This window comes from Streptomyces sp. NRRL S-350 (genome assembly GCF_000719705.1).
Taxonomy (GTDB): domain Bacteria; phylum Actinomycetota; class Actinomycetes; order Streptomycetales; family Streptomycetaceae; genus Kitasatospora.
In genome coordinates this window covers 50,426-70,868 of record NZ_JOHO01000015.1, presented here as the reverse complement: position 1 = coordinate 70,868, position 20,443 = coordinate 50,426, and the positions used below count along the sequence as shown (strand labels likewise).

At 72.7% G+C, this 20,443-nt stretch carries 13 protein-coding genes; 6 read left to right on the top strand and 7 right to left on the bottom strand.

Annotated features, from left to right (window positions below; all coding sequences use genetic code 11):
• Window positions 1-38: 38 nt before the first annotated feature.
• Window positions 39-2,618: an aminopeptidase N gene (gene pepN / locus IF30_RS0116975; RefSeq protein ID WP_030238512.1), complete on the bottom strand. Its 2,580-nt coding sequence runs from the start codon at window positions 2,616-2,618 to the stop codon at window positions 39-41.
• 150 nt (window positions 2,619-2,768) lie between these two features.
• Window positions 2,769-4,421, bottom strand: a complete 1,653-nt coding sequence (locus IF30_RS0116970; protein ID WP_030238508.1) for a PQQ-binding-like beta-propeller repeat protein — start codon at window positions 4,419-4,421, stop codon at window positions 2,769-2,771.
• A 545-nt stretch (window positions 4,422-4,966) separates the two neighbouring features.
• On the opposite strand from IF30_RS0116970, the gene IF30_RS0116965 reads away from it, so the two are divergent.
• From IF30_RS0116965 to IF30_RS0116955, 3 genes are all read left to right on the top strand, one after another.
• A complete protein-coding gene (locus tag IF30_RS0116965) occupies window positions 4,967-6,145 on the top strand; it encodes an ROK family transcriptional regulator (RefSeq protein WP_030238506.1) in 1,179 nt (392 codons plus the stop codon).
• Window positions 6,146-6,423: 278 nt separating this feature from the next.
• The gene (gene dxs / locus IF30_RS0116960; RefSeq protein ID WP_030238503.1) at window positions 6,424-8,328 is read left to right on the top strand and encodes a 1-deoxy-D-xylulose-5-phosphate synthase; all 1,905 of its coding nucleotides are present in this window, start codon (window positions 6,424-6,426) and stop codon (window positions 8,326-8,328) included.
• 87 nt (window positions 8,329-8,415) lie between these two features.
• Window positions 8,416-9,993 (top strand): glycosyltransferase family 39 protein, encoded by a 1,578-nt coding sequence (locus tag IF30_RS0116955; protein ID WP_078891441.1) that lies wholly within the window; start codon window positions 8,416-8,418, stop codon window positions 9,991-9,993.
• A gap of 65 nt (window positions 9,994-10,058) precedes the next feature.
• On the opposite strand, the gene IF30_RS0116950 is transcribed toward IF30_RS0116955, so the two are convergent.
• From IF30_RS0116950 to IF30_RS0116930, 5 genes are all read right to left on the bottom strand, one after another.
• Complete coding sequence (locus tag IF30_RS0116950) at window positions 10,059-12,206, bottom strand: 3-hydroxyacyl-CoA dehydrogenase NAD-binding domain-containing protein (protein WP_030238499.1); 2,148 nt, start codon at window positions 12,204-12,206, stop codon at window positions 10,059-10,061.
• Between the two features lie 2 nt (window positions 12,207-12,208).
• Window positions 12,209-13,453, bottom strand: coding sequence for a thiolase family protein (locus tag IF30_RS0116945; protein ID WP_030238498.1), 1,245 nt, complete (start codon window positions 13,451-13,453; stop codon window positions 12,209-12,211).
• Window positions 13,454-13,684: 231 nt separating this feature from the next.
• Window positions 13,685-14,938 (bottom strand): HRDC domain-containing protein, encoded by a 1,254-nt coding sequence (locus IF30_RS0116940; RefSeq protein WP_030238497.1) that lies wholly within the window; start codon window positions 14,936-14,938, stop codon window positions 13,685-13,687.
• A 151-nt stretch (window positions 14,939-15,089) separates the two neighbouring features.
• The gene (locus tag IF30_RS0116935) at window positions 15,090-15,815 is read right to left on the bottom strand and encodes a response regulator transcription factor (protein WP_030238496.1); all 726 of its coding nucleotides are present in this window, start codon (window positions 15,813-15,815) and stop codon (window positions 15,090-15,092) included.
• Window positions 15,816-16,136: 321 nt separating this feature from the next.
• Window positions 16,137-16,802 (bottom strand): DUF3000 domain-containing protein, encoded by a 666-nt coding sequence (locus IF30_RS0116930; protein WP_030238495.1) that lies wholly within the window; start codon window positions 16,800-16,802, stop codon window positions 16,137-16,139.
• 146 nt (window positions 16,803-16,948) lie between these two features.
• On the opposite strand from IF30_RS0116930, the gene hemE reads away from it, so the two are divergent.
• The 3 genes from hemE to hemQ all read left to right on the top strand — a co-directional run bounded on the left by hemE (window position 16,949) and on the right by hemQ (window position 20,406).
• Window positions 16,949-18,052: a uroporphyrinogen decarboxylase gene (hemE, locus tag IF30_RS0116925; protein WP_030238494.1), complete on the top strand. Its 1,104-nt coding sequence runs from the start codon at window positions 16,949-16,951 to the stop codon at window positions 18,050-18,052.
• A 201-nt stretch (window positions 18,053-18,253) separates the two neighbouring features.
• Window positions 18,254-19,684 (top strand): protoporphyrinogen oxidase, encoded by a 1,431-nt coding sequence (gene hemG / locus IF30_RS0116920; protein WP_030238493.1) that lies wholly within the window; start codon window positions 18,254-18,256, stop codon window positions 19,682-19,684.
• A complete protein-coding gene (gene hemQ, locus IF30_RS0116915; RefSeq protein ID WP_030238492.1) occupies window positions 19,681-20,406 on the top strand; it encodes a hydrogen peroxide-dependent heme synthase in 726 nt (241 codons plus the stop codon). Before hemG ends, hemQ begins: the two co-directional genes overlap by 4 nt.
• Window positions 20,407-20,443 lie beyond the last annotated feature (37 nt).

Here is a 20,443-nt window from a genome sequence, read left to right as displayed (position 1 = left end):
GTCCGACGCCCCTTCCGGCTGTCCGCGGCCGTGACCCGTCAGCGGCTTCCCGCCGCCCGGTCGGCCTCCTGGGCCTTGAGGGCGCGCTCGATGCCGGCCCGCGCCTCGATGACCTGGCGCCGCAGTGCGGGTGCCGGTTCGGCGGTGGCGAGCCACGCGTCCGTCGCCTCCAGCGTCGCGGCCGTCACCTGCAGCGCCGGGTACAGCCCGACGATGATCTGCTGCGAGATCTCGTGGCTGCGGGTCTCCCAGACGCCCTTGACGGCGGCGAAGTACTTGGCCGCGTACGGGGCGAGCAGGTCGCGCTGGTCGGACTGCTGGAAGCCGGCGATGACGGCCTCCTGCACGTAGTTCGTCAGCGTGTCCGATTCCACGACCGACGCCCAGGCCTCCGCCTTGGCCTCGGCGGTGGGTCGGGCGGCGCGGCAGGTGGCCGCGTGCTCCTGGCCGGCCGCGGTGTTGTCCCGCTCGAGTTCGGCCGCGATCTCGGCTTCGTCGGCGCGCCCGGTGGCGGCGAGGCGGGTGAGCAGCGTCCAGCGCAGTTCGGTGTCGACGGCGAGGCCCTTGATCTCGGCGGTGCCGTCCAGCAGTCCGGCGAGCAGTCCGAGCTGACCGTCCGTCCGGGCGACGGAGGCGAGGGTGCGGGCCCAGGCCAGCTGGTGGTCGCTGCCGGGTTCGGCGGCGCGCAGGTGTTCCTCGGCGGCGGCGGCCCAGCGGGCGAGGCCCTGCTCGCGCCAGTCCGGGTCGGTGTAGGCGTCGAGGGCGAGCTTGACCTGGCGCTGGACGGACTGCACGACGCCGATGTCGCTCTCGCGGCCGATGCCGGACAGGGCGAGCGCCAGGTAGTCGCGGGCGGCGAGTTCGCCGTCGCGGGTCATGTCCCAGGCGGAGGCCCAGCAGAGGGCGCGGGGGAGCGAGTCGGTGAAGCCGCCGAGGTTCTCGGTGACGACGGCGAGCGAGTCCTCGTCGAGCCGGATCTTGGCGTACGAGAGGTCGTCGTCGTTCAGCAGGACGACGGCGGGGCGGTGACGTCCGACCAGTTCGGGCACCTCGGTGCGCGGGCCGTCGACGTCCAGTTCGATCCGGTCGGTGCGCACCAGGGTGTCGCCGTCGAGCTCGTACAGGCCGATCGCGATGCGGTGCGGCCGCAGCACGGCCTCGCCCTTGGCGCCGGCGGGCAGTGCGGGGGCTTCCTGCAGGACGGCGAAGGTCTCGATCTCGCCGTCCGTGTTGAGGGTGATGGCGGGGCGCAGCACGTTGATGCCGGCGGTCTCCAGCCAGGACTTGGACCAGGCCTTGAGGTCGCGGCCGCTGGCTTCCTCCAGGGCGCCGAGGAGGTCGCTCAGCCGGGTGTTGCCCCAGGCGTGGCGCTTGAAGTAGGCCTGCACGCCCTGGAAGAAGGCGTCCTGGCCGACGTAGGCCACCAGCTGCTTGAGCACCGAGGCGCCCTTGGCGTAGGTGATGCCGTCGAAGTTGACCTGGACGTCCTCCAGGTCGTTGATGTCGGCCATGATGGGGTGGGTGGAGGGCAGTTGGTCCTGCCGGTAGGCCCAGGTCTTCATCTGGTTGGCGAAGGTGGTCCAGGAGTGGGGCCACTTGGAGCCGGGGGCTTCGGCCTGGCAGACGGCTTCGGCGAAGGTCGCGAACGACTCGTTCAGCCAGAGGTCGTTCCACCACTCCATGGTGACGAGGTCGCCGAACCACATGTGGGCGAGCTCGTGGAGGATGGTGGCGGCGCGGGCCTCGTAGGCGGCGTCGGTGACCTTGGAGCGGAACACGTACTGGTCGCGCAGGGTGACGGCGCCCGCGTTCTCCATCGCGCCGGCGTTGAACTCCGGTACGAACAGCTGGTCGTACTTGGCGAACGGGTACGGGTAGTCGAACTTCTCCTGGAAGTAGTCGAAGCCCTGCTTGGTGACCTCGAAGATGGCTTCCGGGTCCAGGAACTCGCGCAGCGAGGGCCGGCAGTAGACGCCCAGCGGCACCTTCTGCTCGCCGTTCTCGTAGCTGTCGAAGACGCCGACGTACGGGCCGGCGATCAGCGCGGTGATGTAGCTGGAGATCCGGCCGGTGGGCTCGAACTTCCAGACTCGGGTGGCGCCGTCGCCGACCGGGGTCGGGGTGGGCGAGTTGGAGACCACGACCCAGCCCTCGGGCGCGGTCACGGTGAACGCGAACGTGGCCTTCAGGTCGGGCTGTTCGAAGGTGGCGAAGACCCGGCGGGCGTCCGGCACCTCGAACTGGGTGTACAGGTAGGTCTCGCCGTCGACCGGGTCGACGAACCGGTGCAGGCCCTCGCCGGTGTTGGTGTACGCGCAGTCGGCGACGACCCGCAGCTCGTTCTCGGCGGCCAGGTTGGGCAGCGGGATGCGGCTGTCGGCGAAGCTCGCCGGGTCGAGCGTCGCGCCGTTGAGGGTGATCTCCTCGACGCTGGGGGCGACGAGGTCGATGAAGGTGTCCGCGCCGGGCGTGGTGGCGGTGAACCGGACCACCGTGGTGGACCGGAACGTGCCGCCCGCACGGGCCGAGCCGAGGTCGAGCTCGATGTCGTAGGCGTCCACGTGGAGGAGGTCGGCCCGGGTGCGGGCCTCCTCGCGGGTCAGGTTTGTGCCGGGCACTGGCTGCGCTCCTTTGTCGGGCTGATGGTGCGAATCCTCGCACGTTCAACGGACGGGCCCGCCGGAAAATCGCAGGCGGGGCGGGCCCGGGCGGATCGCCCGTGCCCGCCCCGCCCGCATCGGCCGCGACGAGGGGTCATGCCCCCGGCATCACTTCTTCCACTTGGTCAGCGGACCGTCGGTGGAGCTGTAGCGACGGAAGGCGTAGATCGCGCCGCCGTCGTCCGAGACGAGGTACTCGGAGGTGCTGCTGCCGATGTCCAGGCCGTTCGGCATGGCGATGGTGCCGATGTCGGTCATCGAGCCGTCGGTGGGCGAGAGCGTGACCAGGCGGGCCGGCTTCTCGTAGCCCTGCTCGACGATGGCGCGGATCTTGCCGTCCTTGTCGGTGCCGGCCACCAGGCGCATGTCGTTGCTGGCCGAGGAGGTGGTGGCCGCCCACAGGCGCTTGCCGGTGTTCAGGTCGTAGGCGTTGATGCCCGACTTGGCGCCGCCGACCTGGACGTACAGCGTGGTGCCGCTGACCACGTTCCGGGTGAAGGCCTCGTCCTGTCCGGACAGGCGCAGGCTGTCCGAGCCGGGCTCCTTGACGGACATCTGGGTGCCCGGCTTGTTGTCCTTGTCGAACGGCAGGACGTAGTCGCCCTGCGGGCCGTTGGTCATCAGCAGGACCAGCGGCTTGTCCTGGACGACCTGGTCGACCTGCTCGATGCTGCCGGTCAGGGTGATCGGCGTGCTGGCCGCCTTGCCGGTGTCGGCGTTCACGATGACGAGCTGCGACTTGGGGCCGCTGCCGCCGTAGCAGCGGTCGCTGACCGCGATCTGGTTGCCGGCCGCGCGGCCGCGCACGCTGCAGTCCTTGTCGCGCGGCTGGAACTGCCAGGCCGGCTGGCCGTTGGCGATGTTCAGGCCGCCGACCGCGCTGCCGCCGACGGCGACGACGTTCTCGGTGACGCTCAGAGTCGGCGAGGACATCCGGTCGGCCGAGACCTTCACGCTCCAGAGCAGCTTGCCCTGGGTCAGGTCGATGGCGCCGACCGTGGAGCAGTCGCTGTCACCGGTGTTGAAGGAGACGGCGGCGATGTTCTTGGAGTTGGCGCCGTACGAGGCGGTGCAGATCTCCTTGCTGCCGGCCGGGGCGGGGATCGTCCAGGCCTCCTTGCCGTCCGCCAGGTTGTAGGCCTTGATGCCGGCGCTGTCGGCGCGGACGGCGAGCTTGTCGGTGCCCCAGACGCCGAGCATCTGGTTCGAGCCGTCGGTGTTGGCGCCCTTGGGGGCGTTCCAGGCGACGTTGTAGGTGGCGCCCTTGCCGCCGGGACCGGGGCTGTTGTTGGTGTCGTCCGGGCCGGTGCTGCCGCTGGTGACAGGGCCCGGGCCCGGGGTGGGGTCGGGGTCGGGGTCCTTGAGCAGGACGACGAGCGCGATCACGATCGCGATCGCCAGCACGCCGCCGATGATCCCGCCCCACAGCATCACGGGGTTGCGCTGCTTGGGCGGGACGGGCGCGCCTGGGTAGCTGTACCCGGGCTGCTGCTGCGGCGGCGGGTAGGCGTAGCCACCGGTGTTGTAGCCCTGGGCGGCGTCCGGGGCCGGGTACCCGCCGGTGGGCACCGGGTCGTACGGGCCCAGGGGCGCGCCGGCCGGCGGCGGGGCCTGGCTGGGGAATCCGGTCGCGGTCGGCGCGTACGCCGCGTAGTCGGCACCGCCGACGGGCGGCTGCGCGGGCGGTGCCGGCGGCTGGGCGGGCGGCGGTCCGGCGGGCGCGCCCTGCCCCGGGACGGCCGAGCCGTCGAGCTGCGTCATCTGGTCCGCGACGGCGGCCGGATCGACACCGCCGCCTGGCGGGCGTCCGAACGAGACGCCCCGGTTGTCCTGCGGACCGTTGCCGGGCGTTTCGCCTGCCCCCGGCGTAGGGTGATCCCCTGCCATCTGAGTCCCCGTCATATCTGGATGCGCCCCCTTGCCGGTACCGTCCGCGATTCCGGGGGGACGAGTGAGAATTGGGCACCATGGTAGTGGTGCGTGGTTTTCGGCCGCCGCCAGGACGGCCGAACCCCGTCCCCGCAGGTCCAGGCCGTGCAACACCTTCACCCGCCGATCACCCGGCCCGCACCGCCGACACCTCCGCGTGACCCCCGGGCGGCCCCCGCGAGGGGCCCCGCCGCCGCCCGGCGTGTCCACCCCGCCGCACCCGCCGTCCGCCCCGTCCGCCCCCTGCCCGCCTCCGCCCGGCCCCGCCCGGCCTCGCCCGGCCCCCTTCGGCACTTCCGCGGGCGCCCCCGGGCCGTACCCTTCAGGAATTGAAGGGGATGCCCGGCGGAGGGATCCCCGCCCTGGGAGGGTGGATCATGTCGACGGACACACCGGGTTCGCAGTCGTCCCTGCACCGGGCGAACCTGGAGCGGGTGCTGCGCGCGGTGCGGATGGCCGGCTCGCTGACCCAGGCCGAGATCGCCCGCGGCACCGGCCTCTCCGCGGCCACCGTGTCCAACATCGTGCGCGAGTTGAAGGAGAGCGGCACCGTCGTGGTCGCCGACACCTCCTCCGGTGGCCGCCGCGCCCGCAGCGTCTCGCTCAGCGGGGACGCCGGCATCGTGGTCGGCATCGACTTCGGCCACACCCACCTGCGGGTCGCGGTCGGCAACCTGGCCCACCGGGTCCTGGCCGAGGAGAGCGCCCCGATCGACGTGGACGTCTCCGCGCAGCAGGGCTTCGACCGCGCCGAGGCGATGGTCGACCGGCTGCTGACACAGGCCGGCTTCCGCCCGGAGAAGGTGATCGGCGTCGGCCTCGGCGTGCCCGGCCCGATCGACGTGGAGACCGGCGCGCTCGGCTCCACCGCGATCCTGCCCGGCTGGACGGGCATCGCCCCGGGCCGCGAGCTGGGCGAGCGGCTGGGCATGCCGGTGCACGTGGACAACGACGCCAACCTCGGTGCGCTCGGCGAGCTGGTCTGGGGCGCCGGCCGCGGACTGAGCGACCTCGCGTACATCAAGATCGCCAGCGGGGTCGGCGCCGGCCTGGTGGTCAACGGCCAGATCTACCGCGGCCCGGGCGGCACGGCGGGTGAGATAGGGCACATCACCCTGGACGAGGCGGGGCCGGTCTGCCGGTGCGGCAACCGCGGCTGCCTGGAGACGTTCGTCGGCTCGCGCTACCTGCTCTCCCTGCTCACCACGACCCTCGGCCCGGACCTCACGCTGCCCCGGGTGGTCGAGCTGGCGCACCAGGGCGACCTCGGCTGCCGCCGGGTGATCGCCGACGCCGGCCGGCAGATCGGCACCGGCGTCGCCACCCTGTGCAACCTGCTCAACCCGCGCCGGGTGATCCTCGGCGGGGACCTCGCCGAGGCCGGTGAGCTGGTGCTCGCCCCGATCCGGGACTCGGTGGCCCGCTATGCGATCCCCAGCGCCGCCCGCCAGCTGTCGGTCGTCCCCGGCACCCTCGGCGGCCGGGCCGAGGTGCTCGGCGCGCTGGCCCTGGTGATGAGCGAGATGGGCGACTCCGGCGCCCTCGGGCGCGGCTAGCGCCGGGCCCGGCGTCGACCCGGCGCCCGGCGACGTGGAGGCGGGCGCGGCGGCGGTCGAACGCCCGCGCGTCAACCCGCCGCGACGCGCACCCCCCGGTCGACCTCCGGGAATGGCGGTAACCGAACGGTGGCACCGAGCGCGCCGCTCGGTGCCCGGCAGGCGGACATTAGACTCGACCGGTCGGTACCGGCCGCGACCGCCGGCCTGCCGCCGGACCGGGCAGCGACGCCCGTCGGACCGCCCGCGGTCCGCGAACACTGAACGAGGAGGAACGGGTGGCCCTGCTGACCCGCATTCGGGGACCGCGCGATCTCGACCGGCTCACGCCCGGACAGCTGGCCGCACTGGCCCAGGAGATCCGGACCTTCCTGGTGACCGAGGTCTCCAAGACGGGCGGCCACCTCGGCCCCAACCTCGGCGTCGTGGAGCTCACCATCGCGCTGCACCGGGTCTTCGACTCGCCGCGCGACCGCATCCTCTTCGACACCGGCCACCAGAGCTACGTCCACAAGCTGCTCACCGGCCGCCAGGACTTCTCGCAGCTGCGCACGAAGGGCGGCCTGTCCGGCTACCCGTCCCGCGCCGAGTCCGAGCACGACGTGATCGAGAACTCGCACGCCTCGACCGTGCTCTCGTACGCCGACGGCCTGGCCAAGGCCAACCGGCTCCAGGGCAAGAACGACCCGGTCGTCGCCGTCATCGGCGACGGCGCGCTGACCGGCGGCATGGCCTGGGAGGCGCTCAACAACATCGCCGACGCCAAGGACCGCCCGGTCGTCATCGTCGTCAACGACAACGAGCGCTCGTACTCCCCGACCATCGGCGGCCTGGCCAACCACCTCGCCACCCTGCGCACCACCCAGGGCTACGAGCGCTTCCTCTCCTGGGGCAAGGACGCGCTGCAGCGCACCCCGGTGGTCGGCCAGCAGCTGTTCGAGACGCTGCACGGCGCCAAGAAGGGCCTCAAGGACTTCATCGCCCCGCAGGGCATGTTCGAGGACCTCGGCCTCAAGTACATCGGCCCGATCGACGGCCACGACCTGACCGCCCTGGAGTCCGCGCTGACCAAGGCGCGCGGCTTCGGCGGCCCGGTGATCGTGCACTGCCTCACCGAGAAGGGCCGCGGCTACCACGCCGCCGAGAACAACGACGAGGACCGCTTCCACGCGGTCGGCGTGATCCACCCGGAGACCGGCCTGCCGATCAAGAGCGCGGGCAAGGACTGGACGTCGGTCTTCGCCGACGAGATGGTCGCGCTGGGCCACGAGCGCGAGGACATCGTCGGCATCACCGCCGCCATGCTCCACCCGGTGGGCCTGGCCCCGTTCGCCCAGGCCTTCCCGGACCGCACCTTCGACGTCGGCATCGCCGAGCAGCACGCCGTCACCAGCGCGGCGGGCCTGGCCACCGGCGGCCTGCACCCGGTGTTCGCCGTCTACGCGACCTTCCTGAACCGCGCCTTCGACCAGGTCCTGATGGACGTCGCCCTGCACAAGCTGGGCGTCACCTTCGTACTGGACCGGGCCGGTGTCACCGGCACCGACGGCGCCTCGCACAACGGCATGTGGGACATGTCGATCCTGCAGGTCGTCCCGACCCTGCGGCTCGCCGCCCCGCGCGACGCCGACCAGCTGCGCGCCCAACTGCGCGAGGCCGTCCAGGTCAAGGACGCCCCGACGGTGGTCCGCTACTCCAAGGGCACGGTCGGAGAGCCCGTCCCCGCGGTCGGCCGGGTCGGCGGCATGGACGTGCTGCGCGCGGCCGAGGAGCACACCGGGGCCCACCGCGCCGACGTGCTCATCGTCTCGGTGGGGGCGATGGCCGCCACCAGCCTGGAGGTCGCCGACCTGCTGGCCGCCCAGGGCATCACCGCCACCGTGGTCGACCCGCGCTGGGTCAAGCCGGTGGACCGGGCCCTGCCGGGCCTGGCCGCCGAGCACCGGGTGGTCGTCACGATCGAGGACAACGGCCGGGTGGGCGGCGTCGGCGCGGCCGTGGCGCAGGCGCTGCGGGACGCGGACGTGGACCTGCCGGTGCGTGACTTCGGCATTCCGCAGGAGTTCCTGGACCACGCGAGCCGGAACGAGATCCTGGCGGAAATCGGCCTGAACGCCCCGGACATCGCGCGCAGGGTGACGGCGCTGGTCGCCGGGCTGGCCGGGGCCCGGGTCGAGGCCTGAGGAGGGCCCGGGTCACCCGTTCCGCCGACGACTGTTCGTCGTAACTCCGTAACAGTTCGTCACGAAACAAGCTGACAATCGTACTGAATGGCGGGACCGGCGCTACCTGCGCCGATCCCGCCCGGTAGGTTGTCAACCGTGCCGACCCCCACCCGCCCCCGCCCCGCCGGACCGGCCGCGCGCCTGTCCGAGCGCGTCCGTACCCAAGTCCGAGTCGGGTACTGGACGAGGCTGGTGCCGGTGCTCGCACTGGTCGCGCTGCTCACCCACATCCCCTCCTTCGCCCGGCCCGTCTGGAGCCCCGACGAGGGCTTCCTCGCCACCCAGGCCCGGATGCTGGCCGACGGCGGGGTGCTGTACGACACCGTGGTGGACCGCAAGCCCCCGCTGCTGCCCTGGCTCTACCAGGCCTGCTTCGCGGTCTTCGGCTCCGCCTCGCTCTGGCCGCAGCGCACCCTCGCCGTGGTGGCCCACCTGGTCACCGCGATCCTGCTGGCCTCGATCGCCCGCGGCCGCTGGGGCAACCGGGCCGGAGCCGGCGCCGGACTGCTCTACCTCCTGGTCTCCATCGGGCTCTCCCCGGAGGACACCCAGGCGGCGACCTTCGAGGTCTTCATGCTGCCCGCCATGGTGGCCGCCTTCCGGTACGCCGAGCGGCGCCGCTGGCTGGCGGCCGGCATCGCCGTGGCCCTCTGCTCGCTGACCAAGCAGACCGGCGGCGCGGTCCTGCTGCCGGTGCTCTGGATGCTGTTCCAGGACGCCCGCCGGCGCGGGGTGCGCTGGCCGCCCGCCCTGTTCAAGATCGGCTTCGGCTTCATCCTGCCGATAGCGCTGGTCGCGGTGATCCTCACCAAGCCCAAGGGCTTCCTCTTCTGGGTGGTCACCGGCAGCGGCGACTACGCCACCTTCGGCGGCGCCTGGCTGCAGATGCTCGGCCGCGCGTTCGGCAACTCGGCCATCCTGGTCGCGGCCGGCCTCGGCTTCCTGTTCCCGGTCGGGCGCCGACTCTGGCTCAAGTACCGCCACCGCCCGCTGCCGGTGGCCGGCGAGGAGCACGGCTCGACCACCGACCTGTGGGTCTGGCTGCTTTCCTCGGCCGTCGCGGTCAGCGTCGGCTTCCACTTCTTCGGCCACTACTACCTGCAGCTGATCCCGCCGCTGGTGCTGCTCGGCACCGGGGCGGTCGCCACCTCGGCGATCCGCTGGAAGCCCGTCCTGGTGTACACCACGGTCGCCGCCACGGTCTTCTGGGCCCTGGCCCTGGCCTGGCCGGGGGAGCGGCTCGACCGCACCACCGAGGTCGCCACCGCCGTCGCCGCGCAGACCACCCCCAAGGACACCGTGCTGGTCTGGGGCATGCACCCCGAGCTGTACTGGCTGGCCGACCGCAAGCCCGCCAGCCGCTACCTGACCGCCGGCTTCCTCACCAACTACAGCGGCGGCAAGGACGGCAGCCAGAACGTGGGGGAGCAGTTCAGCGTCTCCAACGCCTGGCAGACCTTCGACAAGGAGCTGGCCAACGGCCTGCCCGAGGTCGTCGTCGACGACTCCGGCATCGCCCCGTACCAGCCGGTCCTGGTGCCCCGGATCGAGAACCTGCTGGACACCCACTACGAGATGGTCGGCGTCTTCGCCGACACCGTCGTCTACCGCCTCAAGCACTGAGGCGCCCGCACACACGGAGGGCCCCCGGCGACCAGGTCGCCGGGGGCCCTCCGTGGTGCTGCGCCTTACGCGGGCACCGAGGCCACACCCGGGGCGAGGAACGGCTTGCCGTTCACCCGCTCCGAGACGCCCTCACGGTCCAGGTACGGGGTGATCCCGCCCAGGTGGAAGGGCCAGCCGGCGCCGGTGATCATGCAGAGGTCGATGTCCTGCGCCTCGGCGACGACACCCTCCTCCAGCATCAGGCCGATCTCCTGCGCGACGGCCTCCAGGGCGCGGGCGCGGACCTGCTCCTCGGTGAGCACCGAGTCGCCGAAGGTCAGCAGCTCCAGCACCTCGGGGTCGAGGACCTGCCGGCCGTCCACCCAGGTGTAGAAGCCGCGCTTGCCGGCCTTGACCACCTTGGCGAGGTTCTCGGAGACGGTGAACCGCTCCGGGAACGCGCCGCGCAGGGTCTCCGACACGTGCAGCGCGATGGCCGGGCCGACCAGCTCCAGCAGCACGATGGGGGACATCGGCAGGCCGAGCGGCTCGACGGCCTTCTCGACGTCGGCGATCGGGGTGCCCTCGTCGATGATGCCCTGGATCTCGCCCATGAAGCGGGTGAGGATCCGGTTCACCACGAACGCCGGGGCGTCCTTGCACAGCACCGAGGTCTTCTTCAGCTTCTTCGACACGGCGAAGGCGGTGGCCAGCGACGCGTCGTCGGTCTGCTCGCCGCGGACGATCTCCAGCAGCGGCAGGATCGCGACGGGGTTGAAGAAGTGGAAGCCGACGACCCGCTCGGGGTGCTTCAGCTTCGAGGCCATCTCGGTGACCGACAGCGAGGAGGTGTTGGTCGCCAGCACGCAGGTCGGCGAGACGACGTCCTCCAGGTCCGCGAAGACGGTCTGCTTGACGCCCATCTCCTCGAACACGGCCTCGATGACGAAGTCGGCGTCGCCGAAGGCGGCGGCCTTGTCGAGCGAGCCGGAGACCAGGCCCTTGAGGCGGTTGGCCTTGTCCTTGCCGATGCGGCCCTTGGAGAGCAGCTTGTCGATCTCGGCGTGGACGTAGCCGACGCCCTTGTCGACGCGCTCCTGGTCGATGTCGGTGAGGACCACCGGCACCTCCAGGCGGCGGGCGAACAGCAGCGCCAGCTGCGAGGCCATCAGACCGGCGCCGACGACGCCGACCTTGGAGACCGGGCGGGCCAGCGACTTGTCCGGCGCGCCGACCGGGCGCTTGGCCCGGCGCTGCACCAGGTTGAAGGCGTAGATGCCGCTGCGCAGCTCGCCGCTCATGATGAGGTCGGCCAGGGCCGTGTCCTCGGCGTCGAAGCCGCCCTGCAGGCTGGCCTTGTCGGCGAGGTCGGCGTCCTTGACGGCGGCGATGATGTCCAGCGCCTTGTAGGCGGCCGGCGCGGCGCCGTGCACCTTGCCGTCGGCGACCAGGCGGCCCCAGGCGACGGCGTCGTCCCAGGCCTTGCCGCGGTCGATCGCCTCGCGCTCGACGACGACGTCGCCCTTGAGGACCTTGGCGGCCCAGAGCAGCGACTGCTCCAGGAAGTCGGCCGGCTCGAAGATCGCGTCGGCGATCCCCAGCTCGAACACGTCCTTGCCCTTGAGCTGCTTGTTCTGGTTCATCGAGTTCTCGATGATGACCTTGACGGCCTTACCGGCACCGATCAGGTTCGGCAGGATGGTGCAGCCGCCCCAGCCGGGGACGAGGCCGAGGAAGACCTCGGGCAGCGAGAAGGCCGGGACGCCCGCCGACACCGTGCGGTAGTCGCAGTGCAGGCCGACCTCGACGCCGCCGCCCATCGCCGCGCCGTTGTAGAAGGCGAAGGTGGGGACGGGCAGCGCGGCGATCCGCTTGAAGACCTCGTGGCCGCCCTTGCCGATGGCCAGTGCGTCCGCGCGCTCCTTGAGCAGTTCGACGCCCTTGAGGTCGGCGCCGACCGCGAAGATGAACGGCTTGCCGGTGATGGCGGCGCCGACGATCCTGCCCTCGGCGGCCTCGGCCTCGACCTGGTCCAGCGCGGCGGACAGCTTGAGCAGCGAGCCCGGGCCGAAGGTGGTCGGCTTGGTGTGGTCGAAGCCGTTGTCCAGGGTGATCAGGGCCAGCTTGCCGGCCTGCAGCGGCAGGTCCAGGTGGCGCACGTGCGCGGTCGTGACGACCTCGCCCGGGAACAGCTCGGCGCCGTGCTGGAGCAGCTCAGTGGTGTTGGTCATGATCACTTACCACCCTCGAACTCGGCCGACTCTTCCGCTCCGCTCCAATGGGGGTTCTCCCAGACGATGGTGCCGCCCATGCCGAAGCCGATGCACATCGTGGTGAGGCCGTAGCGGACGTCCGGGCGCTGCTCGAAGCGGCGGGCCAGCTGGTTCATCAGGCGCACGCCCGAGGAGGCCAGCGGGTGGCCGAAGGCGATCGCACCGCCGTACGGGTTGACCCGCTCGTCGTCGTCCGCGATGCCGTAGTGGTCGAGGAAGGCCAGGACCTGGACGGCGAAGGCCTCGTTGACCTCGAACGCGCCGATGTCGTCGATGGTCAGGCCGGCCTTGGCCAGCGCCTTCTCGGTGGCCGGCACCGGGCCGATGCCCATGACCTCGGGCTCCACGCCGGCGAAGGCGTAGGAGACGAGGCGCATCTTGACCGGGAGGCCGAGCTCCTCGGCGACGTCCTCGGCGGCCAGCAGCGAGGCGGTGGCGCCGTCGTTCAGACCGGCCGAGTTGCCCGCGGTGATGTTGCCGTGCGGGCGGAAGGGGGTCTTCAGGCCGGCCAGGCTCTCCATCGTGGTGCCCGGGCGCAGCGGCTCGTCCACGGTGGCCAGGCCCCAGCCGGTCTCGCCGACCTCGGGGTTGGTGTTGCGGATGGAGATCGGCACCAGGTCGGGCTGGATGTCGCCGTTGGCGTACGCCTTGGCGGCCTTCTCCTGGGAGCGCACGGCGTAGGCGTCGCAGCGCTCCTTGGTCAGGTGCGGGAAGCGGTCGTGCAGGTTCTCCGCGGTCATGCCCATGAACAGGGCGGACTCGTCGACCAGCTTCTCGGAGACGAAGCGCGGGTTCGGGTCGACGCCCTCGCCCATCGGGTGGCGGCCCATGTGCTCGACGCCGCCGGCCACGACCACGTCGTACGCGCCGAAGGCGATGCCGCCGGCGGTGGCGGTGACGGCGGTCAGCGCGCCGGCGCACATGCGGTCGATCGCGTAGCCGGGCACGGACTTGGGCAGGCCGGACAGCAGGGCGGCGGTGCGGCCGATGGTCAGACCCTGGTCGCCGATCTGCGTGGTGGCCGCGACGGCGACCTCGTCGATGCGCTCGACGGGCAGGTTCGGGTTACGGCGCACGAGCTCCCGGATGCACTTGACGACGAGGTCGTCGGCGCGCGTCTCGTGGTAGATGCCCTTCGGGCCGGCCTTGCCGAACGGGGTGCGGACGCCATCGACGAAGACGACGTCCCTCGCGGTACGAGGCACGGGGGCTCTCCTCCCAGGGACCAACATTTGAGGTGGGCAGGCTGCCGCCGGGAAAGACCCGAGCGGCGCCGCTTCACCGTCATGCTACCGGTCGGTAACCAACCTGCCCAGGCCCCTCGGACGGTTCTCCCGGTGTGTCCCGCGACACGTCCGACCAGGAACGCTGCCCCGGGCACGCCGGAGGGGGTGCCGTCCGCGCGGACGACACCCCCTCCGGGTGGCTCGATCGGCTCAGTCCTGGGCCGTGGTGGCGCTCGCGGCCGCGGCGAACGCGGCGGCCATCGCCGGCGCGACCAGGTCGACCTGCCACTGCCGGGCGCCGAGCCGGCGCAGCGCGGCGGCCACGCCCTCGGGGCCCCGGTCGGCCGGCGGCTCCCAGGACACCCGCCGGACCAGGTCCGGGGTGATCAGGTTCTCGGCCGGCAGGTTGTGCCGCTCGGCCAGCTCGCTGACCGCGCTGCGCGCGCCGGAGAGCCGGGCGGCGGCCACCGGGTCCTTCTCGGCCCAGGCCCGCGGCGGCGGCGGTCCGTCGTGCGGCGCGGCGGCCGGCGGCAGCTGGTTCTCGGGCACCTCCCGGCCGCGCTGGACGGCCGCCAGCCACTGCTCCAGCTGGCGCCGGTGCACCCGGGGCCCGAAGCCCTGGAGGGCCTGCAGCGAGGCGATGTTCAGCGGCATGGCCAGCGCGGCGTTGACGATCGCCGCGTCCGAGAGCACCCGGCCGGGGGAGACGTCGCGCTCCTGCGCCATCCGGTCGCGGGCCAGCCACAGCTCGCGCACCACGGCCAGCTGACGGCGCCGGCGGACCTTGTGCAGCTGCGAGGTGCGCCGCCACGGGTCGGTGCGCGGGGCCGGGCGGGGCGCGGCCGCGATCGCGGCGAACTCCTCCAGGGCCCAGCCGAGCTTGCCCTGGGCGTCCAGCTCCTGTTCGAGTGCGTCGCGCAGCTCGACCAGCACCTCGACGTCCAGAGCGGCGTAGCGCAGCCAGGGCTCGGGCAGCGGGCGGGTGGACCAGTCGACGGCCGAGTGCTCCTTGGCCAGGCTCAGGCCGAGCACGTTCTCGGTCATCGGCCCGAGGCCGACCCGGGCGAAGCCGGCGATCCGCCCGGCCAGCTCGGTGTCGAAGAGGCGCCGGGGTCTCATGCCGACCTCGGCCAGGCAGGGCAGATCCTGGGTGGCTGCGTGCACCACCCATTCGGCGTCCGCGAGGGCGGCGTCGAGTGCGCTGAGGTCGGGGCAGGCGATCGGGTCGATCAGGGCGGAGCCGGAGCCGGCGCGGCGCAGCTGGATGAGGTAGGCGCGCTGCCCGTAGCGGTAGCCGGAGGCCCGCTCGGCGTCGACGGCGACCGGCCCGGTGCCCGCGGCGAAGGCGGCGATCGTGGCGGCCAGCGCCTGCTCGTCCTCGACGACGGGCGGGATCCCCTCCTTCGGTTCGAGGAGCGGGACCGGGGCTGCTTCTTCTGGGATGGCTGCTACGGCGTCGGTCACCCCCCAAGGGTACGACGCTCCTCGCGGCCGGGAGTGTTGTCGGACTGGTCAGACCGGCTTCGCGAGCATGCCGTCGGGCCCCGAACGACGCCGCGGCGGCCGAGGAGGAAACGTTCCTCCTCGGCCGCCGCGGCGGTCCGGACCGTTCGGCTCAGTGGATGATGCCGGTGCGCAGGGCGACGGCGACCATCCCGGCGCGGTCGCCGGTGCCCAGCTTGCGGGCGATCCGGGCGAGGTGGCTCTTCACGGTGAGCGCCGACAAGCCCATGGCCACGCCGATCGCCTTGTTGGACTGTCCCTCGGCGACCAGCCGCAGCACCTCGACCTCACGGCCGGACAGTTCGCGGTAGGCGGCCTGCTGCGGGCCCGGTGCACCGGGGGCGCCAGGTGCTCCGGGGGCGCCCGGCGCTCCGGCGGCACCCGGCATGCCCGGCATCCCGGGGCGGCGCATCCGCCCGGCCAGTCCGGCGGCGCCGAGCGGCAGGCCCGGGCGGCCGGGCATCGCCATGTTCGTCCGGGTGCCGGTGACGACGTAGCCCTTGACGCCGCCGGCCAGGGCGCTGCGGACGGCGCCGATGTCGTCGGCGGCGGACAGGGCCAGGCCGTTGGGCCAGCCCGCGGCGCGGGTCTCGGCGAGGATCGTCAGTCCGGAGCCGTCCGGTAGGTGGACGTCGGCGACGCAGATGTCGCGCGGGGTGGAGACCCGGGGGCGGGCCTCAGCGATCGAGGACACCTCGATCACGTCCCGGACGCCGAGCGCCCAGAGGTGACGGGTGACGGTGTTTCGGACGCGGGGATCGGCGATGACCACCATGGCGGTGGGCTTGGTCGGCCGGTAGGCGACCACGTTTGCGGGGTGCTCAAGAAGGACCGACACCAGGCCTCCTGCGGGGAGTGGCGGACGGAACCCCGATGGGGGCGGTCGGAGTGTTCCGCGTTCGGAAAGGGTCACAGTCTGCTTCGGCAGCAACCGTGCCCGGCTTTAGCGAAAGATCACGATCTAGTGAGTAACAATACGGACAAATCGCGCAAATGATTGACTTGACATGCCCGGTATTCGCACAAAATCGATCAGATTCGACGCGGATCGGTCAGTATCGACCGGTTAATTGACAGAGAGCGGGTCCGAAGTCACACTCCGTCAGCCCTGGGGGTGGCGCGCGGGCCGTCCGGTGCCGTCGGGCCCGGACGCCACTCGTCAGTGCGACCGGGGGCGTCGCCGGGCCGGCATCGGGACCACTCCACCGAGTGACGGCACCTCGGCGGGGCCCTGCCCCGCCGGAGCGGTCGGCGGCAGGCCCGCGCCGACGCAGAGCAGGTCCGCCCAGGCGGCCAGGTGCCGCTCGAAGCGGCCGTCGGCCGGTGTCCAGGAGGCGCGGATCTCGATCTCGGTCGACGACGGGCGCTCGGCCAGACCGCCGAAGTACTGCGACGCGCACCTGGTCACCGTGCCGGACGGCTCCGCGTACCCGGCGCCGTGCGCCTGCAGCGCGTCCAGCAGCCACGCCCAGCCGACCTCGCAGAGCAGCGGATCGCCGGCCATCTCCGGCTCCAGCTCGGCCCGGGTCATCGTGACCACCCGGAACTCGCCGTTCCAGGCCTCCTGCCCGGCCGGGTCGTGCAGCAGCACCAGCCGGCCGTCCGCCAGCTCCTCGCCGTCGACCTCCACCTCGGCGGTCACCGCGAACGCGTACGGGGCCAGCCGGCGCGGCGCCGGGGCGGGGGAGAGCCGGACCTCGGGCCGCAGCCGGGCCCCGTCCAAGGCCGCCACGGCAGCCCGGAACTCGCTCGGCGCCCCCTCGTGACCACCCGTTCCGCCACCTGCTCCGCCACCCTGCGAGGGGTGCCCTCCGACCGCTGCCATGTTCCGAAGACTAGGTCGAAAGCTTGGGTTATCGCCGCAACTTCTCTCCCAGCGGCGTGCCGGAACGGCAAACCCGGGCAGATCTTGGAGGAACCGACGAGACCGGCCGGGAAGGGGGCCCCGGGGCGCATGCGAAGATTTGACGCGTGAGCGAGACAACGGCAGACACGACGGCGGCCACCCACGACGGCCGGACCAACCCCGCGCGCCGCGGCGCCGCGTACGACTCCGCGTTCCTGCGCGCCTGCCGGAACGAGCCGGTACCGCACACCCCCGTGTGGTTCATGCGCCAGGCGGGCCGCTCGCTGCCCGAGTACCTGAAGGTCCGCGAGGGCATCCCCATGCTGGAGTCCTGCATGCGGCCCGAGCTCGTCAAGGAGATCACCCTGCAGCCGGTGCGCCGGCACGGGGTGGACGCGGCGATCTTCTTCAGCGACATCGTCGTGCCGCTCAAGGCCGTCGGCATCGACGTCGACATCAAGGCCGGCGTCGGCCCCGTCATCGCCGACCCGATCCGCACCTTCGAGGACCTCGAGCGGCTGCGCCCGCTGGAGCCGGACGACGTCCCCTACATCACCGAGGCCGTCGGCCTGCTGGTCGACGAGCTCGGCGGGACCCCGCTGATCGGCTTCGCCGGCGCGCCGTACACGCTGGCCAGCTACCTGGTCGAGGGCGGCCCGTCCAAGAACCACGAGAACACCAAGGCCATGATGTACGGGCAGCCCGAGCTGTGGGCCGCCCTGGTGGACCGGCTCGCCGACATCACCACGGCCTTCCTGAAGGTCCAGATCGAGGCCGGCGCCTCGGCGGTCCAGCTGTTCGACTCCTGGGTCGGCTCGCTCGCGCCGCAGGACTACCGCCGCTCCGTGATGCCGGCCAGCACCAAGGTCTTCGACGCCGTCGCCGGCTACGGAGTGCCGCGGATCCACTTCGGCGTCGGCACCGGCGAACTGCTCGGGCTGATGGGCCAGGCCGGCGCGGACATCGTCGGCGTCGACTGGCGGGTGCCGCTGGACGTCGCCGCCGAGCGGGTCGGCCCGGGCAAGGGCCTGCAGGGCAACCTCGACCCGGCGGTGCTGTTCGCCCCCACCGAGGTCGTGGAGACCAAGGCCCGCGAGGTCCTGGACGCCGCCCGGGCGCTCGGCCCCAGCGGCCACATCTTCAACCTCGGCCACGGCGTGCTGCCGTCCATGGACCCGGACGCGCTCAGCCGGCTCGTCGCCTTCGTCCACGAGGCCAGCGCGCGCTGACGCCCCCCCGCGGCGGCGCACGGCGCCGTCGGAGGTCTCCGCCCGCTCTCCCGGGCGGGATCTTCCGAGGAGCCGCAAGCTCGAACGTCCGGTGCCGTTCCGATCGGGATCGATCTGGACACGCTGGTGCCGAGCAGCGGGCGGGCAGCGGGCGGGCAGCGGAGTGCGGGCCCGGCGTAAAGACCTGCGAGACTGCGAGGCATGTCGGATGCACGGGTCGTCGTCGTCGGTGGTGGGATCGCGGGGCTGGCTGCGGCCGCCTTTCTGAGCGGGGCGGCCGGGGGCCCGGCACGGGCGCGGGTCACCCTGCTGGAGGCGTCGGGCCGCCTCGGCGGGAAGCTGTGGGGCGGGGAGGTCGGCGGGGTCCGGGTGGACCTCGGGGCCGAGTCGGTCCTGGCCCGGCGGCCGGAGGCGGTGGAACTGGCGCGGGCGGTCGGGCTGGCGGAGGAGCTGGAGGCGCCGACCACCGCGAAAGCGGCGATCTGGACCCGCGGCGCGCTGCGGCCGCTGCCGGGCGGCCAGGTGATGGGCGTGCCGGGCGACCTGGCGGCGCTGGAGGCCTCCGGGGTGCTCACCGCCGAGGGGCTGGAGCGGGCCCGCCACGAGGAGCCCACCGAGGTGGGCGAGGACGTCGCCATCGGCCGCTACGTCGCCGGACGGCTCGGCCGGGAGGTGGTGGACCGGCTGGTCGAACCGCTGCTGGGCGGCGTCTACGCCGGCCGCGCCGACGAGATCTCGCTGCGCGCCGCCGTCCCCCAACTGCTGCCGATCGCGCGCGGCGGCGGATCGCTGGTCGAGGGCGTGCACCAACTCGCGTCGCGGCCGCAGGTGGTGGGCACCCCGGTGTTCAACGGCCTGCGCGGCGGCCTCGGCACCCTGCCGGAGGCGGTCGCTGCGGCCTGCGCCAAGGCGGGCGCGGACCTGCGCACGAACGCCCCCGTGGACGGGCTGCGCCGCACTCCCGACGGCTGGCGGGTGGTGACCGGAGGCGAGGTGCTGCACGCGGACGCCGTCGTGCTGGCCGTCCCGGCCCCGGCCGCGGCCCGGCTGCTGCGCGAGGACGCCCCGGCGGCCGCCACCGAGCTGGACGCCGTCGAGTACGCGGGCATGGCGCTGGTGACGCTGGCGTTCCGGCGCTCAGACCTGGCCGAACTCCCCGCCGGCAGCGGATTCCTGGTGCCGCCGGTGGACGGGCGGCGGATCAAGGCGTCGACCTTCTCCTCCAACAAGTGGGGCTGGCTGGAGCGCTCCGCACCGGACGCGTTCCTGCTGCGCACCTCGCTCGGTCGGCACCGCGAGGAGGAGGCGCTGGGCCTGCCGGACGAGGAGCTGGTGGCCCGCTCGCTGGCGGACCTGGAGGAGGCGATCGGGCTGACCGCCCGGCCGTACGACACCTTCGTGTCGCGCTTCGACGCCGGCCTGCCGCAGTACCCGGTGGGCCACCTGGACCGGGTGGCCCGGGTGCGGGCGGCGGCCGGGCGGGTGGGGGCGCTGGCGCTGTGCGGCGCGGCGTACGACGGGGTGGGCATTCCGGCGTGCATCGGCTCGGCCGCCGCCGCGGTGGCCGCCATCGACAGACTGTTGACCCCGGAGACCGGGGAAGGTTCCACGGAGAGGACAATGGGCGCATGACTGAGAGCGTTGAGCGGGAGCCGGAGCAGCAGCCCGAGAAGAAGAAGGCGCGCGACCTGAACCAGGTCATCCGCTACACCATGTGGTCGGTGTTCAAGCTCAAGGACGCCCTGCCCGAGGACCGCACCGCCCTGGCCGCCGAGGTGGACGAGCTGTTCGAGCAGCTGGCCGCGAAGGACGTGACCGTGCGCGGCACGTACGACGTCTCCGGCCTGCGCGCGGACGCCGACATCCTGGTCTGGTGGCACGCCGCCGACTCGGACGACCTGCAGGAGGCGTACAACCGCTTCCGCCGCACCGGCCTCGGCCGCCGGCTGGAGCCGGTCTGGTCGAACATGGCGCTGCACCGCCCGGCCGAGTTCAACAAGTCGCACATCCCGGCCTTCCTCGCCGACGAGCGCGCGCGCGACTACGTCTGTGTGTACCCGTTCGTGCGCTCCTACGAGTGGTACCTGCTGCCGGACGCCGAACGGCGCGCGATGCTCGCCGAGCACGGCCAGATGGCCCGCGGCTACCCGGACGTCCGCGCCAACACGGTGGCCTCGTTCGCGCTGGGCGACTACGAGTGGCTGCTCGCCTTCGAGGCGGACGAACTGCACCGGATCGTCGACCTGATGCGCGACCTGCGCCCGTCCCGGGCCCGCCTGCACGTCCGCGAGGAGGTGCCGTTCTTCACCGGCCGCCGCAAGCCGGTCGGCGAACTGCTCAACGGCCTGGCCTGAGCGGCCCACCGCGCCCACCGGAGGCCGGCTTCCCCGC

Excerpts from the sequence above, each read along its gene's own strand:
- IF30_RS0116970 (WP_030238508.1), bottom strand. The coding sequence starts at position 4,421 with ATGACGCAGCTCGACGGCTCGGCCGTCCCGGGGCAGGGCGCGCCCGCC.
- IF30_RS0116965 (WP_030238506.1), top strand. The coding sequence starts at position 4,967 with ATGTCGACGGACACACCGGGTTCGCAGTCGTCCCTGCACCGGGCGAAC.
- IF30_RS0116955 (WP_078891441.1), top strand. The coding sequence starts at position 8,416 with ATGGCGGGACCGGCGCTACCTGCGCCGATCCCGCCCGGTAGGTTGTCA.
- IF30_RS0116950 (WP_030238499.1), bottom strand. The coding sequence starts at position 12,206 with ATGACCAACACCACTGAGCTGCTCCAGCACGGCGCCGAGCTGTTCCCG.
- IF30_RS0116930 (WP_030238495.1), bottom strand. The coding sequence starts at position 16,802 with ATGGCAGCGGTCGGAGGGCACCCCTCGCAGGGTGGCGGAGCAGGTGGC.
- hemG (WP_030238493.1), top strand. The coding sequence starts at position 18,254 with ATGTCGGATGCACGGGTCGTCGTCGTCGGTGGTGGGATCGCGGGGCTG.
- hemQ (WP_030238492.1), top strand. The coding sequence starts at position 19,681 with ATGACTGAGAGCGTTGAGCGGGAGCCGGAGCAGCAGCCCGAGAAGAAG.